The sequence below is a fragment of the Hyphomonas jannaschiana VP2 genome (assembly GCF_000685215.1).
GTDB lineage: Bacteria > Pseudomonadota > Alphaproteobacteria > Caulobacterales > Hyphomonadaceae > Hyphomonas > Hyphomonas jannaschiana.
Genome location: NZ_ARYJ01000004.1, coordinates 49,052 through 72,641, shown reverse-complemented (window position 1 = coordinate 72,641; position 23,590 = coordinate 49,052). Strand labels below are relative to the sequence as shown.

Annotated in this window: 27 protein-coding genes; 15 read left to right on the top strand and 12 right to left on the bottom strand. The window is 62.1% G+C overall.

The window, feature by feature from the left end; translation table 11 throughout:
* Positions 1-24: 24 nt before the first annotated feature.
* The gene (locus tag HJA_RS06955) at positions 25-1,404 is read left to right on the top strand and encodes a serpin family protein (protein ID WP_035580070.1); all 1,380 of its coding nucleotides are present in this window, start codon (positions 25-27) and stop codon (positions 1,402-1,404) included.
* A gap of 2 nt (positions 1,405-1,406) precedes the next feature.
* Here the strand turns inward: HJA_RS06955 and HJA_RS06950 are convergent, their stop codons facing one another.
* From HJA_RS06950 to HJA_RS06940, 3 genes are all read right to left on the bottom strand, one after another.
* Positions 1,407-1,733, bottom strand: coding sequence for a hypothetical protein (locus tag HJA_RS06950; RefSeq protein WP_035580066.1), 327 nt, complete (start codon positions 1,731-1,733; stop codon positions 1,407-1,409).
* Positions 1,734-1,803: 70 nt separating this feature from the next.
* Positions 1,804-3,396 (bottom strand): lysine--tRNA ligase, encoded by a 1,593-nt coding sequence (locus HJA_RS06945; RefSeq protein WP_035580063.1) that lies wholly within the window; start codon positions 3,394-3,396, stop codon positions 1,804-1,806.
* A gap of 91 nt (positions 3,397-3,487) precedes the next feature.
* A complete protein-coding gene (locus HJA_RS06940; RefSeq protein ID WP_206741695.1) occupies positions 3,488-3,724 on the bottom strand; it encodes a hypothetical protein in 237 nt (78 codons plus the stop codon).
* A 173-nt stretch (positions 3,725-3,897) separates the two neighbouring features.
* Here HJA_RS06940 and HJA_RS06935 point away from each other — a divergent pair, with 173 nt between their 5' ends.
* Together HJA_RS06935 and HJA_RS06930 are read left to right on the top strand one after the other, a co-directional pair.
* On the top strand, positions 3,898-4,320 hold the full coding sequence (locus tag HJA_RS06935; RefSeq protein WP_051597461.1) for a hypothetical protein: 423 nt from the start codon (positions 3,898-3,900) through the stop codon (positions 4,318-4,320).
* Between the two features lie 2 nt (positions 4,321-4,322).
* Entirely contained in the window at positions 4,323-4,550 is a 228-nt protein-coding gene (locus tag HJA_RS06930; protein ID WP_035580060.1) for a helix-turn-helix transcriptional regulator, read from the top strand.
* On the opposite strand, the gene HJA_RS06925 is transcribed toward HJA_RS06930, so the two are convergent.
* A complete protein-coding gene (locus HJA_RS06925; protein ID WP_035580058.1) occupies positions 4,522-5,139 on the bottom strand; it encodes a TetR/AcrR family transcriptional regulator in 618 nt (205 codons plus the stop codon). The genes HJA_RS06930 and HJA_RS06925 overlap by 29 nt on opposite strands.
* A gap of 76 nt (positions 5,140-5,215) precedes the next feature.
* Between HJA_RS06925 and HJA_RS06920 the strand changes: the two genes are divergently transcribed.
* The 3 genes from HJA_RS06920 (at position 5,216) to bfr (ending at position 6,819) form a co-directional block, all read left to right on the top strand.
* Positions 5,216-5,923: an O-methyltransferase gene (locus HJA_RS06920; RefSeq protein ID WP_051597460.1), complete on the top strand. Its 708-nt coding sequence runs from the start codon at positions 5,216-5,218 to the stop codon at positions 5,921-5,923.
* 44 nt (positions 5,924-5,967) lie between these two features.
* Positions 5,968-6,177: a (2Fe-2S)-binding protein gene (locus HJA_RS06915; protein WP_241764312.1), complete on the top strand. Its 210-nt coding sequence runs from the start codon at positions 5,968-5,970 to the stop codon at positions 6,175-6,177.
* Between the two features lie 153 nt (positions 6,178-6,330).
* A complete protein-coding gene (gene bfr, locus HJA_RS06910; protein ID WP_035580055.1) occupies positions 6,331-6,819 on the top strand; it encodes a bacterioferritin in 489 nt (162 codons plus the stop codon).
* Between the two features lie 71 nt (positions 6,820-6,890).
* Here the strand turns inward: bfr and HJA_RS06905 are convergent, their stop codons facing one another.
* Both HJA_RS06905 and HJA_RS06900 read right to left on the bottom strand, forming a co-directional pair.
* Complete coding sequence (locus HJA_RS06905; protein ID WP_162177037.1) at positions 6,891-7,706, bottom strand: lipoprotein N-acyltransferase Lnb domain-containing protein; 816 nt, start codon at positions 7,704-7,706, stop codon at positions 6,891-6,893.
* 5 nt (positions 7,707-7,711) lie between these two features.
* Positions 7,712-9,304, bottom strand: coding sequence for an FMN-binding glutamate synthase family protein (locus HJA_RS06900; protein WP_035580050.1), 1,593 nt, complete (start codon positions 9,302-9,304; stop codon positions 7,712-7,714).
* A 334-nt stretch (positions 9,305-9,638) separates the two neighbouring features.
* Here HJA_RS06900 and HJA_RS06895 point away from each other — a divergent pair, with 334 nt between their 5' ends.
* Complete coding sequence (locus HJA_RS06895) at positions 9,639-10,061, top strand: DUF2853 family protein (protein ID WP_081814583.1); 423 nt, start codon at positions 9,639-9,641, stop codon at positions 10,059-10,061.
* 79 nt (positions 10,062-10,140) lie between these two features.
* Here HJA_RS06895 and HJA_RS06890 read toward each other — a convergent pair whose 3' ends face one another.
* The 4 genes from HJA_RS06890 to HJA_RS06875 form a co-directional block, all read right to left on the bottom strand.
* A complete protein-coding gene (locus HJA_RS06890) occupies positions 10,141-11,277 on the bottom strand; it encodes an acyl-CoA dehydrogenase family protein (RefSeq protein ID WP_035580048.1) in 1,137 nt (378 codons plus the stop codon).
* Positions 11,274-11,642, bottom strand: a complete 369-nt coding sequence (locus HJA_RS06885) for a single stranded DNA-binding domain-containing protein (protein WP_035580045.1) — start codon at positions 11,640-11,642, stop codon at positions 11,274-11,276. The genes HJA_RS06890 and HJA_RS06885 overlap by 4 nt, the downstream gene beginning before the upstream one ends.
* Positions 11,643-12,857, bottom strand: a complete 1,215-nt coding sequence (locus HJA_RS06880) for an acyl-CoA dehydrogenase family protein (RefSeq protein ID WP_035580043.1) — start codon at positions 12,855-12,857, stop codon at positions 11,643-11,645.
* A 75-nt stretch (positions 12,858-12,932) separates the two neighbouring features.
* Positions 12,933-14,231: a glycosyltransferase family 2 protein gene (locus tag HJA_RS06875; RefSeq protein ID WP_162177036.1), complete on the bottom strand. Its 1,299-nt coding sequence runs from the start codon at positions 14,229-14,231 to the stop codon at positions 12,933-12,935.
* A 366-nt stretch (positions 14,232-14,597) separates the two neighbouring features.
* Here HJA_RS06875 and HJA_RS06870 point away from each other — a divergent pair, with 366 nt between their 5' ends.
* From HJA_RS06870 to HJA_RS06860, 3 genes are all read left to right on the top strand, one after another.
* Positions 14,598-16,181, top strand: coding sequence for an FAD-binding domain-containing protein (locus HJA_RS06870; RefSeq protein ID WP_241764311.1), 1,584 nt, complete (start codon positions 14,598-14,600; stop codon positions 16,179-16,181).
* Positions 16,182-16,457: 276 nt separating this feature from the next.
* Positions 16,458-16,640 carry a hypothetical protein gene (locus tag HJA_RS06865; protein ID WP_035580036.1) on the top strand — a complete coding sequence of 61 codons (183 nt, stop codon included), beginning with the start codon at positions 16,458-16,460 and terminating at the stop codon, positions 16,638-16,640.
* Positions 16,641-16,767: 127 nt separating this feature from the next.
* Entirely contained in the window at positions 16,768-17,079 is a 312-nt protein-coding gene (locus tag HJA_RS06860) for a UrcA family protein (protein ID WP_035580033.1), read from the top strand.
* 105 nt (positions 17,080-17,184) lie between these two features.
* Here the strand turns inward: HJA_RS06860 and HJA_RS06855 are convergent, their stop codons facing one another.
* Entirely contained in the window at positions 17,185-17,709 is a 525-nt protein-coding gene (locus HJA_RS06855) for a SixA phosphatase family protein (RefSeq protein ID WP_035580028.1), read from the bottom strand.
* A 114-nt stretch (positions 17,710-17,823) separates the two neighbouring features.
* Between HJA_RS06855 and HJA_RS06850 the strand changes: the two genes are divergently transcribed.
* Positions 17,824-18,459, top strand: coding sequence for a peroxiredoxin (locus HJA_RS06850; RefSeq protein ID WP_035580025.1), 636 nt, complete (start codon positions 17,824-17,826; stop codon positions 18,457-18,459).
* Between the two features lie 60 nt (positions 18,460-18,519).
* On the opposite strand, the gene HJA_RS06845 is transcribed toward HJA_RS06850, so the two are convergent.
* Positions 18,520-19,404 carry a branched-chain amino acid aminotransferase gene (locus HJA_RS06845; RefSeq protein WP_035580020.1) on the bottom strand — a complete coding sequence of 295 codons (885 nt, stop codon included), beginning with the start codon at positions 19,402-19,404 and terminating at the stop codon, positions 18,520-18,522.
* A gap of 55 nt (positions 19,405-19,459) precedes the next feature.
* On the opposite strand from HJA_RS06845, the gene HJA_RS06840 reads away from it, so the two are divergent.
* The 4 genes from HJA_RS06840 to HJA_RS06825 all read left to right on the top strand — a co-directional run bounded on the left by HJA_RS06840 (position 19,460) and on the right by HJA_RS06825 (position 23,526).
* Complete coding sequence (locus HJA_RS06840; protein WP_051597458.1) at positions 19,460-19,924, top strand: MarR family winged helix-turn-helix transcriptional regulator; 465 nt, start codon at positions 19,460-19,462, stop codon at positions 19,922-19,924.
* Positions 19,924-20,604 carry a response regulator gene (locus HJA_RS06835; RefSeq protein WP_035580017.1) on the top strand — a complete coding sequence of 227 codons (681 nt, stop codon included), beginning with the start codon at positions 19,924-19,926 and terminating at the stop codon, positions 20,602-20,604. The genes HJA_RS06840 and HJA_RS06835 overlap by 1 nt, the downstream gene beginning before the upstream one ends.
* Positions 20,605-20,610: 6 nt before the next feature.
* On the top strand, positions 20,611-21,906 hold the full coding sequence (locus tag HJA_RS06830) for an ATP-binding protein (RefSeq protein ID WP_035580015.1): 1,296 nt from the start codon (positions 20,611-20,613) through the stop codon (positions 21,904-21,906).
* A 69-nt stretch (positions 21,907-21,975) separates the two neighbouring features.
* Positions 21,976-23,526 (top strand): bifunctional GNAT family N-acetyltransferase/carbon-nitrogen hydrolase family protein, encoded by a 1,551-nt coding sequence (locus tag HJA_RS06825; RefSeq protein ID WP_035580012.1) that lies wholly within the window; start codon positions 21,976-21,978, stop codon positions 23,524-23,526.
* The last annotated feature ends 64 nt before the right edge of the window (positions 23,527-23,590 follow it).

The window sequence follows — 23,590 nt, the reverse complement described above, 5'->3', positions numbered from 1 at the left end:
ACGAAAGACTCTATGGAGGCCCCTATGCGCCGTTTGATTGTTCCCGCGTTCACCGTGTTTGCTGCGCTGGGCGCCTGCCAGCAGCCTTCACCAGTGGACTTACCGGAAACGCCAGCCACGCAGGCACCCGGCACCACGCCGGCGCAGGCCTCCCCGTCGGACAAGGACAATCTGGTCGATCCAGTGGTCACAATACCCAAAAAGGAAGTGCAACCTGTGCCGATTGCCGTCACCACACTCGACGCCACGGCGCCGCTCGCCGAAGGCAACAATCTGTTCGGCTGGTCGCTGTATGAGCAACTGGAAGACAAGCCCGGCAATATCTTCGTCTCTCCGGCATCCGTCAGCGGCGCCTTCGCCCTACTCTATCCGGGCGCAGCGGGGGAAACGGCCACGCAGATTGGCGGTGTCTTCGGATTTGACGGCGTTCCGGCCGAAAACTTTGCCGGCGCTCAGAACACGCTGAATGGCGCTGTCACGGCCGACACGGACCAGACCAAACTGACCGTCGCAAATGCCGTCTGGCTGCGCGAAGGCTCCACCCTGCAGGCGCCTTATCGGCAGACCGTCGAAGACATCATGAAGGCCAAGGTGGCGTTGGTTGATTTCACACAGCCCGCCGCGGCCGCGAAGCTCATCAATACTTGGGTCGAAGATCACACCAATGACAAGATTCACGACCTGATCCCGCCAGGCGCCATCCGTCCGGGCCAGACTGAGCTGATCCTGACCAATGCGGTCTGGTTCAAGGCCGACTGGAAAAGCCCATTCAAGGCCGAGGCGACACAGGACGGAACCTTCTATGCGCCGTCGGGTGAGATTACCGCGAAGCTGATGAGCCAGACGCTGAAGAAGGCGCGCTACCTGTCCCGCGATGGCTATGCCGCGCTGAATCTCGACTATGCCGGGGATGACTACGCCCTGACCGTGATCCTGCCAGAGACGCAGGACGGCCTGACAGATGTCACCTCGGCAATGACCGCGGAAGACTTCACGACACTCCTCACCGACATGGACAGCGCCAGTGAGCGCCGCGTGCATGTCGTGCTGCCGAAAGTTTCGATCGAGGCGAACTATGAGCTGAACGATCCGCTGATTGCGCTCGGCCTCGGCGATGCGTTCTCCGGCGCGGCCGATTTTTCGGGGCTGATCGAAGGCGCTGGCCCGGGTGATCTGGCGATCAGCAAAGTGCTTCAGAAAACCTTCCTCGACATCGACGAGAAAGGCACCGAAGCGGCGGCTGCGACGGCGATCATGATGGAACGCACAGCGATCTTCATTCCGGATGAAGAGCCGGTCGAATTCCGCGCCGACCATCCGTTTCTGATCGCCCTGCGCCACAAGCCGACAGGCACAGTGATGTTCATGGGCCGGGTGGAAGCGCCGCCTCCGGCTGAGGAATAAGGTCAGCTGGCGGGCGAAACCTCGACATCGACAATCTTGCCCTTCTTGCCGAGCTTCTTCAGTTCGCGCTCAAGGTATTTCTTCTTGATCGTCTTCCGGGTGTGCTTGCCGTTCTTGTAGGTCACGTCGAGGCGGACATACTCATCCGGCCCGTCCAGCGCATCGCCGGTGACACGCACCGCCGTGCCGCCAACCCAGACCACGCCCTTGCCCGCGACGCCCACAGCATCCACCGCCAGGCCAACCGGCACGGTGACGACCTTGGTCGCAACGCAGGCTGGCGCAAAGACGAAGACAGCCGAAATCAGGATTGCCCGAACGATGCGCATGTCTGGTCTCCCCGTTTCCGGGGAGACTAGATCAGGCAAATGTTGAGAGCACCTTACGTCGCAGCAATTCTCAGCTGCGCGCCAGCGACTCGTCGATCAGGCGGGCGGTGTTGTCCTTGCCGTAGAGCGCGGCAAAGCTGCCGAAGCGCGGACCCTGTTCCTGGCCCAGCAGCACTTCATAGAGTGCCTTGAACCAGTCGCGGAGGTTTTCGAAATGGTAGTCCTTGCCGATGGTGAAGGTCAGTGTCTGCAAATTCTCCGACGTCGGCTCGTCCGCGAAGGCCTTGAGGTGGGCTGACAGGTCCTCCATCGCCGCACGCTCCTGGTCGGTCGGGGCGCGATAGGTCTTCTGCGGCAGGATGAAGTCCGTGTAGTAGCGCATCGCATAGCCGGCGAGTTCATCCAGCAGCGGGTGCGTCTCGGGCGATGCCTCCGGCGCGTACTGCGTGATGAAGCCCCAGAGCTGGGCCTTGTCTTCCGCGTTCGCCACGGCCACGAGGTTCAGCAGCAGGGCGAAGCTGACCGGCATATCCACTTTCGGCGGATTGCCATTGTGGATGTGCCAGACCGGGTTCTCGATCTGCCGGGCCGGTTCTTCGGTCGGGTACTTCTCAAGGAAGGTCAGGTATTCGTCGACCGCTTTCGGGATGACGTCGAAATAGAGCTTCTTCGCGACGCGCGGCTTCTGGAACTGGAACAGGCTGAGGCTCTCGTCCGGCGCATATTTCAGCCAGTCCTCGACCGAGATGCCATTGCCCTTGGTCTTGGAGATCTTCTCGCCTTTTTCGTCGAGGAACATCTCGTAGACGTATTGTTCCGGCGGGCGCTTGCCGAGGATCTTGGTAATCTTGGAATAGATCGGCGCATTGGCCTGGTGGTCCTTGCCGAACATTTCGAAGTCGACGCCAAGCGCGGCCCAGCGCATGCCGAAGTCCGGCTTCCATTGCATCTTCACATGACCGCCGGTGACCGGCAGCGTGAACTCCCTGCCCTGCTCGTCGTCGAAAGTGACCGTGCCCTTTGCGCCATCGACGGACTTCATCGGCACATAGAGGACATGGCCGGTTTCCGGATGGATCGGCAGGAACGGGCTGTAGGTCGCCCGGCGTTCCTCGCCCAGCGTCGGCAGCATGACGTCCATGATGTCCTGATACTTCTCCGCGGCGCGCAGCAGCATCTCGTCGAAGCGGCCGGACTTGTAGCACTCCGTCGCCGAGAGAAATTCATACTGGAAGCCGAACTGGTCGAGGAAGGCGCGCAGGCGCGCATTCATGTGCTTGCCGTATGACTCATGCGTGCCGAACGGGTCGGGCACAGAAGTCAGCGGCTGCTGCAGGTAAGGCTCCAGCTTTTCCGGGTTCGGAACGGTCGGCGGCACCTTGCGCATGCCGTCCATGTCGTCGGACACGCAGATCAGGCGCGTCGGAACCTCGCCCTTCGTCAGCACTTCAAACGCATGGCGCACCATGGTCGTGCGGACCACTTCCCCGAACGTGCCAATATGCGGCAGGCCCGAGGGGCCATAGCCGGTCTCGAAGATGACGGGATCGCCCGGTTTTCGCTGGCCGGCTTTCTCCTGCTGCTCAACACGCTGTTTGAGTTTCCGCGCCAGTTCGAACGGCCACGCTTTGGCGGATTCGGCGAGGATGGAGAAATCGGTCATTTGGGTCAGGGGCTCCCGCAGGGCAAATAAAGGAAGCCGACGGTCGCGCCTCGCGAACGCCGGCTACCGGTGAAGCATTTATTGTCTGGCCTCAGTTAAACGCGTCCGGATTACCGAGACGCTTGTGAATGGGCCATTCAGCAAAGGCCAGATACAGAAAAGCGATCAGATTGACCAGTGGGACCAGCATCAGCAGCGACCAGGCCCCGTTGAACCCTGCCTTGCTCCAGATCTTCCAGTACCCGACGATAAACAGAACGATGAAGGCGATGTAGAGCACCCCTACAAAGATCATCGCACCGCCCATGGCAGCATCATTATTCGACATGTTTCTCTCCCTTTTATTGGAAGAGGGAACCTAGGACGGAAGCCGCCGGCGCTCAAACGGAAACCCGCCAAGGCGAAACCGGCTCTGACTGGCGATGTAAGAAATGTTTGACATGTCAAATATCTTTGACCACATGGCGTGTAAGATATTTTTGACACTGAAAGGAACGCAGAATGTCATTCCGGGAGAAAACCGCCTGGGGCATGGGCCTTGTTCTGATCCTGGCCGGGATCTGGTATTTCAAGCGCGTGGTCGGATTGTCCGAGGCGCTGGGCGAGACGGCGGCGCCGAATATCCGGTTTGTGATCGGCTATATCGTGCTGGTCGTGCTCGCCTCGATCCTCGTGAACATCATGATCGCCAGCGCGTCGGGCAAGGATGCCGAAGCGCCCGCCGATGAGCGCGAACGGGCGATCCTCGACAAGGCGGGGCACTGGTCGGGCTATGTGCTGGCCATAGGCGCCGTCGCCGGCCTCTGGCATTTCAGCTGGCTCAAAGACGGGAACCTCCTGTTCCACATCGTTTTCGGTGCCCTGATGGCCAGCCAGATCGCGGAGTACGGCTTTCAGATCTTCCTGTTCCGCCGGGGCGTTTAACCATGGCCAAACGCCCCCCCATTGGGAATCGCATCCGCGAGTTGCGCGAACAGCATGGGCAAATGAGCCAGGCGGCCCTTGCCGAAGCGATCGGTGTCACCCGCCAGACCGTGATCGCCATCGAACAGGGCCGCTACTCCCCTTCCCTGGAAAGCGCGTTCCGCATTTCCCGCGTCTTCGGTGTCGGTCTGGAAGACGTTTTCAGCTGGCTGGAACCCCAAGATAACTGAGCACGGCGTGGCGGATGCGGGCCTTTAGCTGCGCCGGATCTGTCTCGCCATGGTCCCCGGCAAAGTCGCACATGCCGTGCACCATGCCGAACAGATCCCGGGCCACAGAATCGAGATCAAACGGCAGACGGATCCTGTGAGCGACAAGCAGGTCGCGGATCAACACCAGCACGGAAGCGTCCTTGGCGGCCAATGCCGGGTCGGTGGCGAGCCTCCGTTCCTCCACATCGATCAGGCGGGCGAGGTCCGGGCGGTCCAGCTGGTGGGCCACGACAACATCGATCAGCGCATTCAGCTGTGCCTGAAAGTCTTCACCTGCGGTCGCTTCGGCCGCGGCATGAACATCGTCATGCAGCCGGGCGGCGTCCGCCATGACAAGCGCGGCCGTCACTGCATCCTTGTTCGGGAAGTACTGATAGAGCGACCCGATGGAGACGCCGGCCCGCCTTGCGATGGCATTTGTGGTGTAGCCGTCGAACCCCTCGTTTTCGAGAATGTGAGCTGCTGCTTCCAGGATTGCCTCGACCGTTGCGGCGGAGCGGGCCTGAACCGGTGCTTTTCTGGGGCGTGGAATGGCTGGCTGGGTCATGGGGGAATGCGAGTATCAATACGAGCAAAAGCTCATATTCTGAACCTAGGTGCTTCAGACAGGAAAGGAAAGCCCCATGCCTTTCGATTGCAGACAGACCGGCCAGGCCAGAAGCGGGCTTAACAATGCCGATGTGGCCCAAACGCTGAAACAGCTGCACCATCAGGCCTCCGGCCGGGACGCGCTGGTCTTCGCCCGCGCCCTGCCCGCCATCATTGCTGGCAAGTTCACCGGCCGCTCGACCTTCGAGGCAGCGGAGCCTTATCTGGCGAAAGCCTTCATCCCGGTATCGGAGGAATTCGGACGGTTCATGTATCTGACTGCCCTGTCGCGCGGGTCGAAGAACATCGTCGAGTTCGGCTCGTCCTATGGCATTTCCTCCATCTACCTCGCCGCTGCCGCGCGGGAGACCGGCGGTTTTTTCACCGGCACGGAAAAGGACAGTGCCAAGGCAGCCGTCGCGCTGGAAAACCTCGACGCGGCTGGCCTCTCCCGCTGGTCGGACATCCGCGAGGGCGACGCGCTGGAAAGTCTGGCCCCGCTGGAAGGCCCGGTCGACTTCCTGTTCCTCGACGGCTGGAAGGATCTCTACATTCCCGTCCTGAAACTGCTGGAGCCAAAATTCGCGCCGGGCGCGATCGTCTTTGCGGACAATATCCACTCCTTCCGCAAGACGCTGAAACCCTTTGTCGACTACATATCAGACACGTCAGGCGACTATGAGACGACGATACTGGACATCGGCAGCGGCGTGTCGTTCTCGGTCTGGCGGAAGGCGCACTGAGCTACGCAAGAATCCGTATTGACAATCATTCGCAGTGACTGCAAATGGTTCTCATGATCATTTGCGTCTGCAATGCCCTGAACTGCAAGAGCGTGCGCGCCGCCGTCGAGGCCGGTGCGGACAGCCCGAAGGCTGTTCAGGCGCATCATGGCTGCCGCTTCCAGTGCGGCAAATGCCGGTCGTCCATCGGTGAAATGATCGCGGAAACGGACATTGATCGCGGCCCCGCCCCGGCCCTGATGGCTGCCGAATAGGCCAACCTACTGGTATCGCTGGATTTTCCGGACCGGTCTGAGACTGTTTCGCACTCTCATATGCAATTGATTTAATTGGGTTTTTCTTGCGCCCGCCACGCAATCGGCCTATCTGCTACGTATATTCACGTAACTGATTGAAGGAGCTCTCCCATGAAAGGCGACAAGAAGGTCATCGAATACCTGAACAAGGCGCTGAAGAACGAGCTCACCGCCATCAACCAGTATTTCCTGCATTCGCGGATGCTGCACGACTGGGGCGTCTCGAAGCTTGGCGACAAGGAATACAAGGAATCGATCGAGGAAATGGAGCATGCCGACTGGCTGATCCAGCGCGTCCTGTTCCTCGGCGGCCTGCCGAATCTGCAGGATCTCGGCAAGCTCCACATCGGTGAGAACGTCCAGGAAATCCTGGAATGCGACCTGAAGCTCGAGAACATGGCGATCCCGCTGCTGCGCGAAGCGATGGCCTACAGCGAGTCTGTCCAGGACTATGTGAGCCGCGATCTGTTCGGCAAAATCCTCCATAATGAGGAAGAACATGTCGACTATATCGAAACCCAGTTCGAGCTGATCGAACGGATCGGGATCGAGCGCTACACCATGCTCCAGTCCGAAGCGAATGCCTCGCCGGAAGGCTGATCGCACCATATAGAATCCAATATATATACCATGTATAGACCATTTAGAGGCGCCTTCCGGGGCGCCTCTTTTCATTCCGCGCAGGCAATCAGCGCCGCGTTGAACGCCGCCTCCGGACGGAAAGCATTCTCCCGCACACAGGCATCGACCTCTGCCTTTGCGTGCACCGCTTCAAACCCGCCCTCTCCTGAAATGCGGCCCTGCCCGTAGAGCGCGCGGTCCGCCCCGCCTGTCAGGATGAAAGCCGGATGCCAGGGCAGGTCCGCCGCCTTGGCGAGTTCGTTCGTGCAGTTGGAGGTCAGCGTGTTGTAGAAGCGCGGGCGCCGTTCGATGGAGGCTGTCTTTTCCAGCAGCGAAGTGAGATAGGCTTCCGCCTCCGCCTGGCTGAGCTGAAGCGGGTACATGAAGAGGTCCCGGTCCATCATCACCGCGCGGCGGGTCATCAGGTCCCGGGGGCTCGCCCAGTAATACATCAGCTCGAACTTGTTGAACGCGCCACCCATCGCCGAATAGGTTTCGCGCGTTTCCTTGCGCGCCTCGATCGTGAGGCCGACAAGATCTCCTTCCCCGAATTCGAACATGACGAATGTATGCGCCATGACGGCCAGGCCCGGATGCGGCTCCATCACAAACCAGACGCGGCGAACATCCGAAATGCGATGCGGCGGCACGCCGGACCAGATCATCTCCTCCGGCGCATCTTCGGTATACGTCCAGTTGCCATAAGGCGCGATGGAGAAGACGCCGTCCTGCAGCTCGACATGCGGCAGACGCGAGAGATGCGGATACCAGTCCCGGTCGTGCCGGGGCTGCTTCGTCACAACGGCAAGCAGGAACACACCGGCCGCGGCAAGCACCGCATAGAGGACCGGCGCCACCCACCGCATGAAGATCAGAAGCCTGCCGGTTTGAAACTGTCGGCCTGCGCCATCGACCATTCACTGGCGAGATGCGTGCCCGCCGCATCCGACAGGAGCTGCCCGCGATGCAGGAGGTCATAGGCTTCGTCCGCCGGGCGGACGATGTCTTCCGTTACCCGGTGCATGATGTGGCGGGGTGTCAGTTCGCCCGGATGCTTGCAGCCGGCCGCGCCCACAACTTCCATCAATGCCTTGACCGTGTTGTGGTGAAAGTTCGTGACCCTCACGGCCTTGTCTCTCACATCAAGCCCGTGCTGGCGGAACGGGTCCTGCGTTGCGATACCGGTCGGGCAGCGATTGTTGTGGCAGTTGAGCGACTGGATACAGCCAAGCGCGAACATGAAACCGCGCGCCGTGTTCACCCAGTCCGCACCCAGCGCCATGGAGGAGGCAATCGCGAAGGCGCTGGTCTGCTTGCCGGAACAGGCAAGGCGCACTTCGTCTTTCAGGCCTGTGCCGACCAGCGCATTCCGTGTCAGGACCAGACCCTGGCGCAGCGGCGCGCCGACATGATCCAGGAATTCCGCCGGCGCCGCGCCTGTGCCGCCCTCCCCGCCATCGACGACCATGAAGTCCAGCAGGATGCCGGTCTTCAGCATCGCCTTGCAGAGCGCCAGCACTTCCCAGCGATTGCCGACCGCGAATTTTGCGCCCACCGGCTTGCCGCCGGAAAGCTCACGCAGCTTTGCGACAAATTCCATCATCTCGACAGGCGTGGAGAAGGCCGAGTGCGCCGGCGGTGACACGCAGGTCTCGCCCACTTTGATACCGCGCGCTTCCGCAATGGCCTCGGTCACTTTCGCGCCGGGCAGCACACCGCCATGGCCCGGCTTTGCGCCCTGGCTGAGCTTGATCTCGATCATTTTGATCTGCGGATCTGCAGCCACGTCGCGGAAACGCTCCGGATCGAAACTGCCATCGGCTGCGCGGCAACCGAAGTAGCCGGAACCCAGTTCCCAGACGAGATCTGCCCCGCCCTTGCGGTGATAGCGCGAGACAGAGCCTTCGCCCGTATCATGATAAAAGCCGCCCGCTTTCGCCCCGGTGGACAATGCCTCGATGGCATGCGCGCCGAGCGAACCGAAACTCATCGCAGAAATATTGAAGACGCTGGCCGAATAAGGCTGCGATGTGCCGGGCGCGCCGACCATCACTCGCGGATCGGTGTCGTCGCAATGCACGGCCGCCATGGAATGGGCCAGCCACTCATAAGGCGGACGATCAATATCCAGATGACTGCCGAAGGGTTCAACAGACGTCACATCTTTGGCGCGGCGGTAAATCATCGCGCGGTCTTCGTGATTGAACGGCTTTCCTTCCGTCTCGCTCTCCACGACATAAGAGCGAATGAAGGGCCGCATCTCTTCGGCCAGCCAGCGCACACGCGAGAGAAGCGGATAATTGCGCCACAGCGTGTGACGTCTCTGGATAAGATCCGAAATGCCAAGCAGCGTGACAAGGCCTGCGAGGATTGCCGTGCTTTTCGCAACCGGTCCGGTTGGCCAGAAATAAATTCCGGCCGCCGAAATCAGTGCCGCAATGATAAGAACTGAATAACGAGACATGGATGTCCGGCGCCTCCCGACCGCTTCCCTGATTTCATAAGCCTAACGGCGTCTGCCCGCATGGGGAAGACTCCTGTGCAGGCTCATCTTTTTCCTGCAGCCGCCGGATTACGCGTCCTGTCCGGACAGATCACACAATACTTTCCCGTCTTGACATAATATCCGAATACGGATCAAATAAAAATTCGCACCCTTGTTCGATTCATGGTCGCCAAGGGTTGTGTCCCTGTGGAAATCATGGCTTGGGTGTTTTGCGTTTCGTTTTGATTCGTGAACAAGTGCTGCGTAATCTGAAATCACGCCCGTCCGTCGGGCCCATAGAGGAGACACTCCCATGGCAAAAGCTACCAAGAAGAAAGCTGCGGCGCCGAAAAAGGCCGCGGCTCCGGCAGTGACCAAGCCGGCGAAAGAGCCTTCGAAAAAAGAAGTCCTGATGGAGAAGTATGTCGCCGACCTCAAAGAGAAGGTTGGTGAAGCGCGTCCGGACATGGCTCTTCTCGAAGGCGCCGTCAAAGCTTGCGGCCCGGCCATCTACAAATCCGACTCCGCAACCGTCGCTGCTTCGCAGAAAGACGAACTGGAGCGGATCAAGAAAACCTTCATCGGCAAGAAGCTTGGCGTCGCTGACGAAGCCAAGGCCGATGCCGCGATTGCAGAAGCAATCGAAAAGTATGGCCGTTCGGTGCGCCAGAAGCATCGTCCGGTTGTCTACTACCTGATCGCAAAATCCCTGCGCAAAGGTTCCGTGCTGAAATAAGCACTGTTCCGGAAACGGAAAAAGCCGGGCCAGCTTTCGCTGCGCCCGGCTTTCTTTTGTTTTGCGATAGCTGTTTGCTCTAGTAGCCGTTCAGCTTCGCATAGCGGTCGCGGTGCCAGCTGGCAGAGCCATACATGGCTTCCTGCGCGCGGGCGCGCTTCATGTAGAGACCGGGATCTGCCACATCGGTCATGCCGATGCCGCCATGCATCTGGACGCACTCGTTCGAAACAAGATGCACCAGTTCGCTGGCTTTCGCTTTTGCAAGGCTGGCGAGTTCGGCAACATTGGTCTTGCCTTCATCGACAGCAGACAGCGCCGCTGCAACGCAGGACCGCGTCATCTCAAGCTCGGTGAACATCTTCGCCGCGCGGTGCTGCAGCGACTGGAAAGACCCGATCAGCTGGCCGAACTGTTTGCGGCTCTGCAGGTATTCCAGCGTCATGTCGAACGCGGCCTGCGCCGAACCCAGCATTTCCGCGGCCTGTCCGATCGCCGCCCGGTCCAGCACAGGCTCCAGAACGTCCGCGCCTTCATCAGCAGCGCCGATCAGCGCGCCTTCGCCCACCATCACATCGGTGAAGGTGATATGCGCCGCGCCGTGGCTGTCTGCGGTCTTCAGTTCCTGGATCGAAACGCCTTTGGCATCTGCGGGAACGAGGAACAGCGACAGGCCGTGACGGTCACCCGCTTCGCCGAAGGTCCGCGCGACAACAATCAGCATGTCGGCATGATGGCCGTCCGGCACATAGCGCTTCTCGCCATTGATCGTGTAGCCTTGTCCGTTGCGCTCGGCTTCGGTGGCGACGTTCAGCGGATTGAAGTGCGCGCTCTCGTCGAGGGCGAGCGCGAAGGTCACGTCGCCGCCGGCAATCTTCGGAAGCCACTCGGCCTGCTGTGCCGGCGTGCCGCCCAGCTGGATCGCGCTGGCGCCGATGAGGGCCGTCTGCAGAAGCGGAGTCGCTGCCAGCGTGCGGCCCTGCGCTTCAAGGATCTGGCCAAGGCCGACAAGGCCGAAATGTTCGCCGCCCGGCTCTTCCGGGACGATCACGCCAAAGAAGCCCAGTTCTGCCAGTTTCTGGCGGGTGGCCGGGTCCTTGCCATTGGCGCCGCTGTCGCGCAGCTGGCGCAGATGCGTCACCGGCAGTTCATCACGCGCGAACGCCATGGCGGTGTCGCGCAGCATTTCCTGATCTTCAGTCAGTAGAAAAGTCATTGTGGATTACCTTTTAAACATTCGCTGAGCGCGCGGGGCTCCGCGGCCCCAAGCGTTCCCTGCGAGTCATACATTTCGAGCATGCCATCGGCCCGAAGGATCACTCCGTCACCGGACGGACTTCCCACCACGCCGTATTCATTGATGCCGACGGACTTCAGGGGATAGACCAGGTCGTCTTCCCCAACCGTCTTCTGCACCATGGAATACTGGCCGGTATCGGACCGCAGGATCATGGTGGCGGAATTCGTGGCGCCTTCGACGTCCGACGCTTCCCAGCACCATGTTCCGAGTTCCAGGTCTTCCGCCTGCGCGGCACCGGCCGGCACCGCGAGGAGAAGTCCGATGGCAAGCAACGCCCGCATTTATTTATGGTCCTTCAGGCCAAGCACGCGCTTGGAGATGACGTTGAGGTTGATCTCGCTGGTGCCGCCCTCGATGGAGTTGCCCTTCGAACGCAGCCACTGGCGGGTGACTTTCTTGGCGGTCGGGTCGAAGCCCTCCCCTTCCCAGCCGAGCCCTTCGGTGCCGAGCGCTTCGATCAGAAGCTCATGGCGGTCCTGGTTCATCTTGGCCGCGCCGTATTTCAGGATGGACGCTGTGTGGCTGACGGCCTGTCCGGCCTTGGCCTGTTCGGCCTGGCGCTGAACGGTCAGGCTGAAGGCCTTGGCGTACATCTTGTGATCGGTGATGCGGCCACGCAGGTCACCATCGAGGAGACGGCCATCGCTGTCGGTGCCGATATGCTGCTTGGCATAATCTTCCGGCCCCATAATGCCCGAGCCGCCGGTGCCGCCGAAGCCGCCGGCGGAGATGGAAGAGCGTTCGAACTGCAGCAGGCGCTTGGCGATCTGCCAGCCGCCATTCACTTCGCCGACCAGCTGATCCTTCGGAACCTTCACATCGGTGAAGAAGGTTTCGCAGAACGGGCTCTCGCCGGAGATCAGCAGGATCGGGCGCGCTTCGACACCTTCGCTTTCCATGTCGAACAGGATGAAGCTGATGCCTTCATGCTTCACGCTGGTATCGGTCCGCACGAGGCAGAAGATCCAGTCGGCCTTGTCGGCGTAGGAGGTCCACACTTTCTGGCCATTGATCAGATAGTGGTCGCCCTTGTCTTCGCAGCGAGTCTGCAGGTCGGCGAGGTCAGAGCCGGCGCCCGGCTCGGAATAGCCCTGGCACCAGCGGGTGCGGCCATGCACGATGTCCGGGATGAAGCGCTGCTTCTGCTCTTCATTGCCGAACTCCAGCAGGGCCGGGCCGAACATCCAGAGGCCGAACGAGAACAGCGGCTGGCGCGCCTTGATGCGGCTCATCTCCTGCTGCAGCACGCGGGCCTCAGCCGGGGAAAGGCCGCCGCCGCCATATTTCTTCGGCCATTGCGGTGCGGTCCAGCCTTTTGAAGCCATCCGCTCCAACCAGACTTTTGACTCCGGGTTCTTGAACTTCTCGCGCTTGCCGCCCCAGACGATCTCGTCGTCCTTCATCGGCGTGCGCATGGAAGGCGGGCAGTTTTCCTCGAGCCAGGCGCGCGTCTCTGCGCGGAAGGTCTCGAGCTCGTCGACGGCTGTATCGGCCATGGCGGTCTCCTGATTGGATTTGACTGGGCGCGACCCTATTCCCCCGCAGCGGCGGAGCCAAGCGTTGCCGCTAGGTCAGATATGCGGCGTCTTCACCCAATAATGCGGCGTCCGGCAGAGACTCCAGAGCGCGCGTACCATGGCGAGGGTCTGCAGCGGCCAGTAGAGCGGCAGAGTCAGGATGTCGAACAGACGCCGCCAGCACCAATGCCCCGGCGCAAGACTTGCCGACAGTACCCCGGTGAACAGCGACAGCCACAGCGCCGCAAGGCCAAACGCCCCGAGCGACAAGTCCGGACTGGCCAAGCACAGTGCGCACCACGCCATCCACGGTCCATGCACCATGGCGGAGAGGATCGCCGCACCGAGCGTCAGCTGGACCGACAGGAACGATGCGGGCTTCAGGCCCGGCGCCTCGCCCCGCCCGCGCATCAGCACGCACCAGGTCTGGATATATCCCTTCAGCCAGCGGGACCGCTGGCCACGCCAGATGCGGCCCTGCTCCGGCGGCGCTTCCAGTGTCGGAGACCGGATGGCACCAACCCGGTGGCCAAGCCGGGCGAGCCGCAAGCCGAGGTCGGCATCTTCCGTCACGTTCCATGCATCCCAGCCCCCCGCAGCGACCAGCGCCGTGCGGCGGAAGTGATTACTCGTCCCACCAAGCGCGACCGGCAGACCCAGCCGCGCGAGAGCCGGCACCAGCAGGCTGAACTGGATGGCATATTCCAGCGCCCATTGCCGCGCGATCCAGCTGCCGCCGGCCGGTACACCCACCAGCGGCGCCTGCAGGCAGGCCATGTCCGGCCCGTGAGCGTTGAATGCCTGGACCGCCGCTTTCAGCTGGCCGGGATGCGGGCGGTCTTCAGCGTCATATACAACAACATAGGTGCCCCTCGCCCGGGCAAGGCCATAATTCAGGGCGCGTGGCTTGGTCTGCGGCACCCCCGCCGGAACAACCAGCAGCTCCGTACCGGCCGGCCAGGACTGGGCCATGACGGCGGTCCTTGTGCCCGGGTCGGCCTCTTCGATCAGCAGCTTCAGATCGATCCGGTCCTGCGGGTAGTCCAGCGCGGCGATGGCCCTCGCCAGTTGCGGCACAATGAAGCTCTCGTCCTTCAGCGCGATCAGGATAGTATAGACCGGCAAAAGCGGGGTCGCGCCGCGACTGGGCGCGAGGTCTTCCCGGTCCAGCCGCACGGCAATGCTCAGAAGGAATAGTCGAAACAGGACAATCGCCAGAAAAACCGGCGGGATGACGAGTGTCGCCAGCAGGCCTGGCAGTTCCGGCACCAAGACGGTCAGGACGCCAAGCCCGGTCAGGAAGCGGCGAAGGAACAGGTGTTGCGCCGGGCTGAACGTGCGGCGCGCAGACAAGCCAGGTGCCCGCCTGTGAAGGCCATAGGCAGATTCCAGCGCTATGCGGATGTCCGGTTTCGGACACCGCAATGGCGCGCGCGCTTGCGCACGGCTCGTTTCGCCGTTGAACCCCTCACCACCCATGGCTGCAGAAAAGCCTGTGGATAAGATTCAGACTACAAATCACAGGTTGAATTTGTTTCGTTTTCGAAACGATTCTCCCCGCGAGTGAGAAGAATCCCCTGAAAACAGGTACCGTCAGCCCGCATACGCCATCCACAATTCCATCCAAAGGCGTATTGTACGCGGGCGTCTGCGCGTTCTGAAACCCGTCTGAAAATCAAAGATCTTGCACCTTCTCCTCGGATGTTCTATTTTTGTTCCATGACGCGCAACGTCCATCTCGTCTGGTTCCGCCGGGATCTCCGGGTGCATGATCATGCTGCCCTCGCCGCTGCTGTGGCGAGCGGGGCGCCGGTTCTGCCACTCTATATCTTCGAACGGGACTTCTGGGCCTTGCCGGAACATTCGCGGCGCCAGTTCGACTTCCTGATGGACTCCCTCACAGAGCTGGACGATGCGCTGACCGAGCGCGGCGCGCGCCTGATCGTGCGCCGGGGCGATGCGCTGGATGTGCTGGCGGACCTGCACCGTCGCCACGGCATCGAAGCCATTCATATGCACGAAGACTCCGGCCTGCCCTGGACACGCGCCCGCGACCGGGCGGTGCGCCGCTGGGCCGTTCAGGCCGGGATCTCGCTTCGCGAACAGGCCCGGCCCGGCATCATCCGCGGCCTGGGTGCACAGGCAGACTGGGCCAGCCAGTGGGCTGAAGCGATGAGCACGCCCCGGATCAGGGCGCCTGAGACGATCCGGGCTGCGACGCAGGCCGCCGGCCCGTGGCCAATTGCAGAGGATTTCTGCCTCGGCCCGGAAGACTGCAACGACCGCCAGAAAGGCGGCCGGACGGCCGGCGTGGAATTGCTGCGGAGTTTCGTCGCCGGACGGGGCCGCCGTTACCAGCAGGAGACCGACCAGCCCGCGCTGGCGGACGTATCGGGCTCGCGGCTTTCTCCACATCTGGCCTTCGGCACGGTATCCGTGCGGGAAGCCTGGCAGGCCGCCGTCCGGGCGCGTGCCGCCTATGTTCAGGATGGTGACCAGACGTTCGCGGCCTCGCTGGCAGCGTTTCTGGAGCGTCTGGAAGGGCGGGCGCGCGCCATTCAGGCCTTTGAAGACCGCCCCCTGCCCCAGACCGGCAGCAGCGAAGACCTGCGCCCCGAAGCGGCACCGGGCGATCCGCGCCTTGCCGCCTGGATCGAAGGGCGGACCGGCTTCCCCCTGATCGATGCCGGCATGCGCGCCCTCCGCCAGACCGGCTGGCTGAATGACCGCATGCGGGCCATGCTGATCGGGTTTGCCGCTTACCAGCTCTGGATGGACTGGCGCCTGCCCGCCGAAAAGCTTGCGGCCCTGTGCACGGATTTCGATCCCGGCATTCACTATCCGCAGGTCATCGCGCAGGCCGGGCTGAAAGGCCGCCGCGCCCCGGCGATCCGGAACCCGGTCCGTCTGTCGCAACAACTCGACCCGGACGGCGCGTTTATCCGCCGCTGGGTGCCGGAGCTGGCCGCCTTGCCGGACGCACATATTCATGCGCCATGGGATGCGCCGAAAGCAGACCTTGCGGCGGCGGGCGTGATCTTCGGCCAGACCTACCCCATGCGCATGGTCGACCATGTCGCCGCCGCACGCGAAGCCCGCGAACGGATCGCCCAGGTCCGCCAGCCCGGACGGGTCGCACCGCCTCCTGCACCGCGCCAGTCCGGACCTCGGGAGACGAGGCAGGCTGACTTGCCGTTCCGCAAGACGCGGCCAAAAGGGATCCGCCGGACCGGCAAGGCTCCGGTCCAGCTGAGTTTTGACCTCGGCCTGTCAGGTGCAGCGCCGGAAACCCGCCCGGTCTAGAAAGCTTTTTCCACGCATTTGCCTGATGAGGGGTAATCCGAACTGCGGCCAGGGCTGATTCCCGGAAAAATCCTCCATGAACCGCAATTAATTGGCCTTGAAGGCCGGTTCTGGCGTACCATATCGATATTCGAGAAAACAAAGTGCCTTGAAATTCCTAGCATTTATTGTTTTTCGATATTTTCTTATTGAAATTCGATATTTGCTGTCCTATCTTGAGGGTGTCGGCGGCGGGATGGTCCCGCCAAGACAAGAAACCAAGAAGGACTTTCGAACATGACCCCCCGCGCCCGTCAGTATGACCACGAGATCGCCGCGCCCGCCGCGCCGATGGCAGGTGCCATCCTTACCGGCAGCCAGACGCTGCTGTCCCGACCGGCAAATGATGTGGCCGACCGGGGCCGCCCGAACCTCCTGGTCCGCCGCCGCCGCCGGTCCATTCGCCGGGACCAGCACTAAGCCGCCCGGACGGCGCTGCACAAAAAGGCCATTTCCCCTGATGGCCCGCAGCGCCGTCCACCTCCCCCCCTCCAACTACCAATAGGCCCAACAGGCCACCTGAACTCAAAGGAAGGACTCTCTCGTCATGATCCGCACCATTCTCGCCGCCACCGCTCTCTCCATCGCTGCCATGCCGGCCCTCGCCAGCACGACCGATCAGTTTGAAATGAACGTGAACATCGACCGCAGCACCCTGCAGACCACCGAAGGGGCCCAGCAGGAATTCGTGAAGCTGAAACAGGACGTCCACGAGCGCTGCGTCGCCGAGACCTCCGACTGGGCCTTCGCCAGCAGCTACGCCGTCAGCTTCTGTGAAAGCCGCACCCTGAAAAGCGCTGTGACCACGATCGACGAACCGGCCCTGACCGCTGTCTACGAGGCATCTGTCTCCCGCTAAGCGGCGTCTTCTCCCGCGGGAGGCGCCTGCCTCTCCAAAACCCCGTCTCCCGCGTTCTACCGCCCTGCCCGTCTCTCCCGGGCGGGGCTTTTTTTGGGAGGCATGTCAGGCCGTTGCGGTGCGGTAGTCCTTGGCCCGCAGCACATTTGCGAGGCGGAACAGGACCGGCACGAAACTGCCATCGTCCTCCCGCTCGAACATGGCGGCGCAACTGGTCGGGAATTTCTCGGCGAGCCGCTGGGAGGCGTAGTGATCCTGGCTGCCGCCATCGCGCAGAATGTCCAGCGCGAAATCATGCATGCCGGGATTGTGGCCGATCACCATCAGCGTGCCGGCCCCGTCATTCTGTTTCACCGCTTCGGCGAGGCCGCGCGCGCCGCAGAGATAGAGCGACTCCATCGGACGCACTTTTTCGCCCTCGAAGACGCGGGCAACTTCCGAACAGGTTTCGCGCGCCCGCCGGGCGGTGGAGACGAGGATTCGCTCCGGGCTCCAGCCCAGCGCGACAAGCTCCTCGGCAATCCGTGTCGCGTCGCTGTGCCCCTGCTCTGTCAGCGCGCGGCCAAAATCGTCGATGCCCTCCCCGAAGGGTTCGGTCTTGGCATGACGCATCAGGATCAGGCGCTTCATTGGCAGGTCCGGAGATTAGAAATTCTGATCGACACCTTCAGGCACCGCTCATTGGCTCAGTCTCTCTTAGGCACCATTTTCGCCCTCGAAATCAAGTCACAGGAGACGGTTTAGATGAGCTTGCTGATCGGCGACGTAGCGCCCGACTTTGAAGCGGATACGACAGAAGGCCGGATCCGGTTCCATGAATGGGCCGGGGACGACTGGGTGGTGTTTTTCTCCCACCCGGCGGACTTCACCCCCGTCTGCACGACCGAGCTTGGCTATACAGCCCGTCTGAAGGACGAATTCGCCCGCCGCGGCGCCAAGGCACTCGTCATCTCGGTCGACAGTGTCGAGGATCACAAACGCTGGATCGAGGACATCGAGGAAACCCAGGGGGCAACGGTCCAGTTCCCGATCATCGCCGATCCGGCCCGCAAAGTGGCAACGCTCTACAACATGATCCACCCGAACGCCGATCCGAAGGTGACCGTGCGGGCCGTCTATGTGATCGACCCGAACAAGAAGATCCGCGCCTCGATCATCTATCCACCCAGCGCCGGGCGGAACTTCGACGAAGTGCTGCGCCTGATCGACAGCCTGCAGCTGACCGACGGCCACAAGGTGGCAACGCCTGTAAACTGGGTTGACGGTGAAGACGTGATCGTCGTGCCGAGCCTGTCGGACGAAGAAGCGGAAAAACTGTTCCCGCAGGGCTTCCGGAAAGTGAAACCCTATCTGCGATACACGGCCCAGCCGAACAAGTAAGCCAACAAAAAAGGCGGCCTGCGGGCCGCCTTTTCATTTTGTTCGGATACGGACCCAAGCCTAAAGCGCGACTTCCAGCTTGCCGTTGACCAGGGCCGAATAATCGTTGACCAGCGCTTCGGAGATCTGGCCCGGCTTGTAGGTGTGCGCGCCGATTTCGGCGACCGGCGTGATTTCTGCGGCAGAGCCCGTGATGAAGCATTCCGAGAAGGTCGCCAGTTCGTCCGGCATGATGGCCCGCTCGATCACTTCGAGCTGGCGCTGTTGGGCGAGCTTGATCGCCGTCTGGCGCGTCAGCCCGTTCAGGAAGCAGTCCGGCGTCGGCGTGTGCAGCGCACCGTCCCGCACGAAGAAGATGTTCGCGCCCGTCGCCTCGGCCACCTGGCCGCGATAGTCCAGCATCAGCGCGTCGGCATAGCCGTCACGTTCGGCGGCATGCTTGGAGAGCGTGCAGATCATGTAGAGACCGGCGGCCTTGGCATGGCAGGGCGCAGTATCCGGGGCCGGACGGCGCCATTCGGCATGCGTCATCCGGATGCCTTTCATCTTGTCGGCAAAATAGTCGCCCCAATGCCAGACGGCCACAGCCAGGTGGATCGAGTTCTGCTGGGCCGACACGCCCATCATTTCCGATCCGCGCCAGGCGATCGCGCGCACATAGGCGCTGTCGAGACCCGACTTGGCCAGCGCCTCGCGCTTCACGTCTTCGATCTGTTCCACGGTGTAAGGGATGTCGAAGCCCATGATCCGCGCCGAATTGTGCAGGCGCCTGGAATGGTCCAGCGAACGGAAGATCTTGCCGTTGTAGGCGCGCTCGCCCTCGAATACTGACGAGGCATAGTGCAGCGCATGCGTGAGGACGTGTACCTTGGTGTCACGCCACGGCACGAACTCACCGTCCATCCAGATGTAGCCATCGCGGTCGTCGTATGCGGTTCCGGCCATCGTATCTCAGCGCTCCTCGCTTGCACTTCTTCGAATTTCGCGTTCATTTCACCGGATGGCACCTGACGTCAACCTGAACCGCCCGTTCGACCCCCGCCTTTTCCTGATGGATCAGGAGCTGGATCGCGGCGTCGGCCTCCTGCTGGCTGGCGCATCCGAACTCACCAGAGCCGCCGAAGCGGCCCGGCGCAAGGCAGGCCTGAGCAAGCCAGAGATGCAAATTCTCATGACCATCCGCTACTGGCCCGGACTTACCGTGTCGGAATTGCGGGACTCGGTCGGCATGACCGTGCCGACCTTTGCCCGCATTCTCGGCCAGCTGGACCAGCGCAGCCTGATCGAAAAGGAAGTCGGCAACCGCGACGCTCGGCAGCGCAAGCTGACCCTGTCGGACTCCGGCATCACCCTGACCACGCAGCTGACCATTGTGCTGCGCGAACGTCTGCGCCTCGCCTATCGCAGCGCCGGCCCGGACGCCGTGGACGGCAACCGCCGCGTGCTCGACGCCCTGGTGCGCTGATGCCCGACGCCGCGCATATCCTCGTCGTCGATGACGACGACCGCATCCGCGAGCTGCTGAAACGCTTCCTCAGCCGCGAGGGCTACCGGGTCACGGCCGCCCCGGACGCCGAGGCCGCGCGCCGCCTGATGGATACGATGGCCTTCGATCTGGCCATCCTCGACGTCATGATGCCGGGCGAAGACGGCTTCTCCCTCCTCTCCGGCATCCGCCAGGGCGTGTCGCGGGAGACTCCCGTCCTGCTGCTGACAGCGCGCGGGGAGTCCGGCGACCGGATCGAAGGTCTGAAGCGCGGCGCTGACGACTACCTCGCCAAGCCGTTCGAACCGGAGGAACTGGCCCTGCGCTGCGCCGCGATCCTGCGCCGCTCGCACAAGGAGGCGCCGCCCGAAGAACTGGAAATGTCCGGGCTCATCTTCAATGCCGCCCGGGGTGAACTGAAATCCGGCGACGAACGCGTGCGCCTCACCGATGCCGAACTGCAATTGCTGACCGCCCTCGCCGCGCGGGCCGGTGAACCGATCAGCCGTGAGGAACTGGCGCAAATCACGTCCGCCGGCATGGAGCGTTCTGTCGATGTGCAGGTCACCCGCCTGCGCCGCAAGATCGAGCCAAACCCGAAAGAACCGGTCCATATCCAGACGGTACGCGGAATTGGTTACCGCCTGATGCCGGACTGACACGCCATGTTCCGCTTACGCGACATCACTCCCCGCGGCCTCTATGCCCGCAGCCTGCTCATGGTGGTGCTGCCGGTCGTCCTGATCCTGACGCTGACGACATGGTTTTACTATGACAACCATATCGCCGAGGTGAACCGCAAGCTCGGCCAGTCCATCGCGCGGGATGTCAGCGTCGTGCAGGACTATTGCGAGCGGCGGTCTGAATCGCCGATTTCCCGGGAACTGATCGCCACCCGGCTGGACCTGACCTTCAGCTGCGACGCCCCGCATGCTGTGCCGGAGGAAGAAGGCTTCCTTGAAAACTTCTCTTATCGTCACGTCCTGCGGGAAGAGCTTTCGACGCGCCTCGGCCTGCCCGTTGTGGTCGGGCTAAGCCCGAATGACTCGCTGATCCACATCCGCTTTCCTGCCGCGGGACGGACGGTCGAAGTGCTGGTCGAACGCAAACGCGCGGTGACGATCACCTCGCACGTTTTCATTGTCTGGGTCATCATATTCAGCCTTCTGATGATAGCGCTGGCCGTTGCCTTCCTGAACCAGCAGGTGCGGTCGATCCTGAGCCTGTCGAAAGCCGCACGCGCCTTCGGACGGGGCCGCGACGTGCCGGACTTCCGGCCTTCGGGCGCCAATGAAGTCCGTGAAGCCGCCCGCGCCGTGATCGACATGAAAAACCGGCTGACCGCCTTCGCAGAGCAGCGCACAGCCATGCTGGCCGGCGTCAGCCACGATTTGCGCACCCCGCTCACCCGGCTGAAGCTCTCCCTCGCCATGATGGAGGAGACCGACGAGATCCGCGCCATGAAAGCCGACCTCAAGGACATGAGCATGATGCTGGACGGCTACCTGGCCTTTGCCAGGGGGGAGGAAAGCGACGAGCTGACGGAGTTCGACTTCGCCGAACTGGTGCGCGAGGCGGCTGCCGGGTTCAGCGAGGACATCCCGGTCGCCGGTCCGGAAACGATCCGGGTGACAGGCCGCCGCCTTGCGGTGAAGCGCGCACTGACCAACCTGCTCTCCAACGCCCTGAAATTCGGGGACACGGTGCAGGTCATGCTGGTTGATGGGCCCTATGCGGCGGAAGTCCATGTGGACGATGACGGGCCTGGCATTCCAAAGGACCAGTATGAAGACGCCTTCCGCCCCTTCTCGCGGCTGGACGAGGCGCGCACGCAGAACACGTCCGGCATCGGGCTCGGACTGACACTCGCCCGGGACACGGCCCGCGCCCATGGCGGCGACCTGCGCCTGTCGGAAAGTGCACTCGGCGGCTTGCGCGCGAGTTTCCGCCTGCCACATTGAGACTCTCTCAATCCGCTTGTGGCAGACAAGGCGGAAAGCTGAACAGCCAGGCAGCCCAGAAAGGCAGTCATGTCAAACAAACCCGCCAAGCTCATCGTCCGCAATGCCGAGGTCCGCGACATTCCCGGCATCATGGAAGTGTCCGAGCGCGTCTACGGCCCCGGCATGGGCTATGCCCGAAGCGAACTGTTCGGCCAGATCAACCGCTTCCCGGACGGCCAGTTCGTCGCCGAATATGAAGGCGTCATCGTTGGCTACTGCGCCACTTTCATGATCTCCAGTGACGTCGCGCTGAAGCCGCACACCTGGAACGAAATCACCGGCGTGGGCTTCGCGGCCCGTCACGACCCGGAAGGCGACATGCTGTACGGCATGGATGTGATGGTCCATCCGGACTACCGCCGCCTGCGTATCGGCGAGCGCTTCTACCGGGTACGGAGAGAACTCTGCCAGTGGCTGGAGCTGAAAGGTATTGTCTTCGGCGGCCGCATGCCCGGCTATGCCCGTCATGCGAAGGAGTATCCGAACCCGCAGGATTATGTCGATGCGGTGGTCGACCAGAAGCTCAAGGATCCGGTGATCAATTTCCAGCTGCGCCAGGGCTTCAAGCCGATCGGCGTCATGCGCAACTATCTGGTGGGCGACCCCCAGTCGAAGGATTGCGCCACGCACATGATCTGGGAAAACCCGCTGGAGCAGGACAAGATCCAGGCCAAGCCCGGCCTCGGCGACACCTCCCTGCCTGAACGCGTCCGCATCGCGACCGTCCAGTTCCAGATGCGCAAGATCAACTCCATCGACGAGTTCGAACAGCAGATCGAATATTTCACCGACATCGCGTCGGACTACAAATCGGACTTCGTTGTTTTCCCGGAGCTTTTCACCCTGCAGCTCCTGTCGCTGGAACACCGGCCGCTCGGTCCGGTGGAGGCCATCGAGAAGATCACCGAATACACGCCGCGCTTCATCGAATTCATGGAGAAGCTGGCCGTCTCCTACAACGTCAATATCATCGGCGGCACGCACCCCAGCATGATGGAAAACGGCGATGTCCTGAACATCTCCTATGTCTTCCTGCGCGATGGCTCGGTCCACACCCAGCAGAAGCTGCACCCGACCCCGTCGGAACGGATGTGGTGGAATATCAAGGGCGGCGAAGGCGCGCTTGCCATCCAGACAGACTGCGGCCCGATCGGCGTGATGATCTGCTACGATTCCGAATTCCCGGAACTCGCCCGCCACCTGGTCGACCAGGGCGCGCTGATGCTGTTCGTGCCCTTCTGCACCGATGAGCGCCGCGGCTACATGCGGGTACGCTATTGCTGCCAGGCCCGTGCGGTGGAGAACCAGTGCTATGTCGCCCTCTCCGGCGTGGTCGGAAACCTGCCGAATGTGGAGAACATGGACATCCACTATGCCGAAAGCTGTATCCTGACGCCGTCGGACTTCCCCTTCGCCCGCGATGGTGTGGCCGCCGACACAGCGCCCAATACCGAGACCATCGCACTGGCGGACCTTTCCCTGTCAGACCTGCTGACGGCCCGCCAGTCCGGCGCCGTTCAGAACCTGAAAGACCGCCGGTTCGACCTTTACTCCGTGAAGTGGAAGAAGACGGACTGACCCCGCGCCCTGTTGCAGGCGGGGCGCGCGCTTTTTAATATCCCCTCTCGTTCGGGAGGAGGAC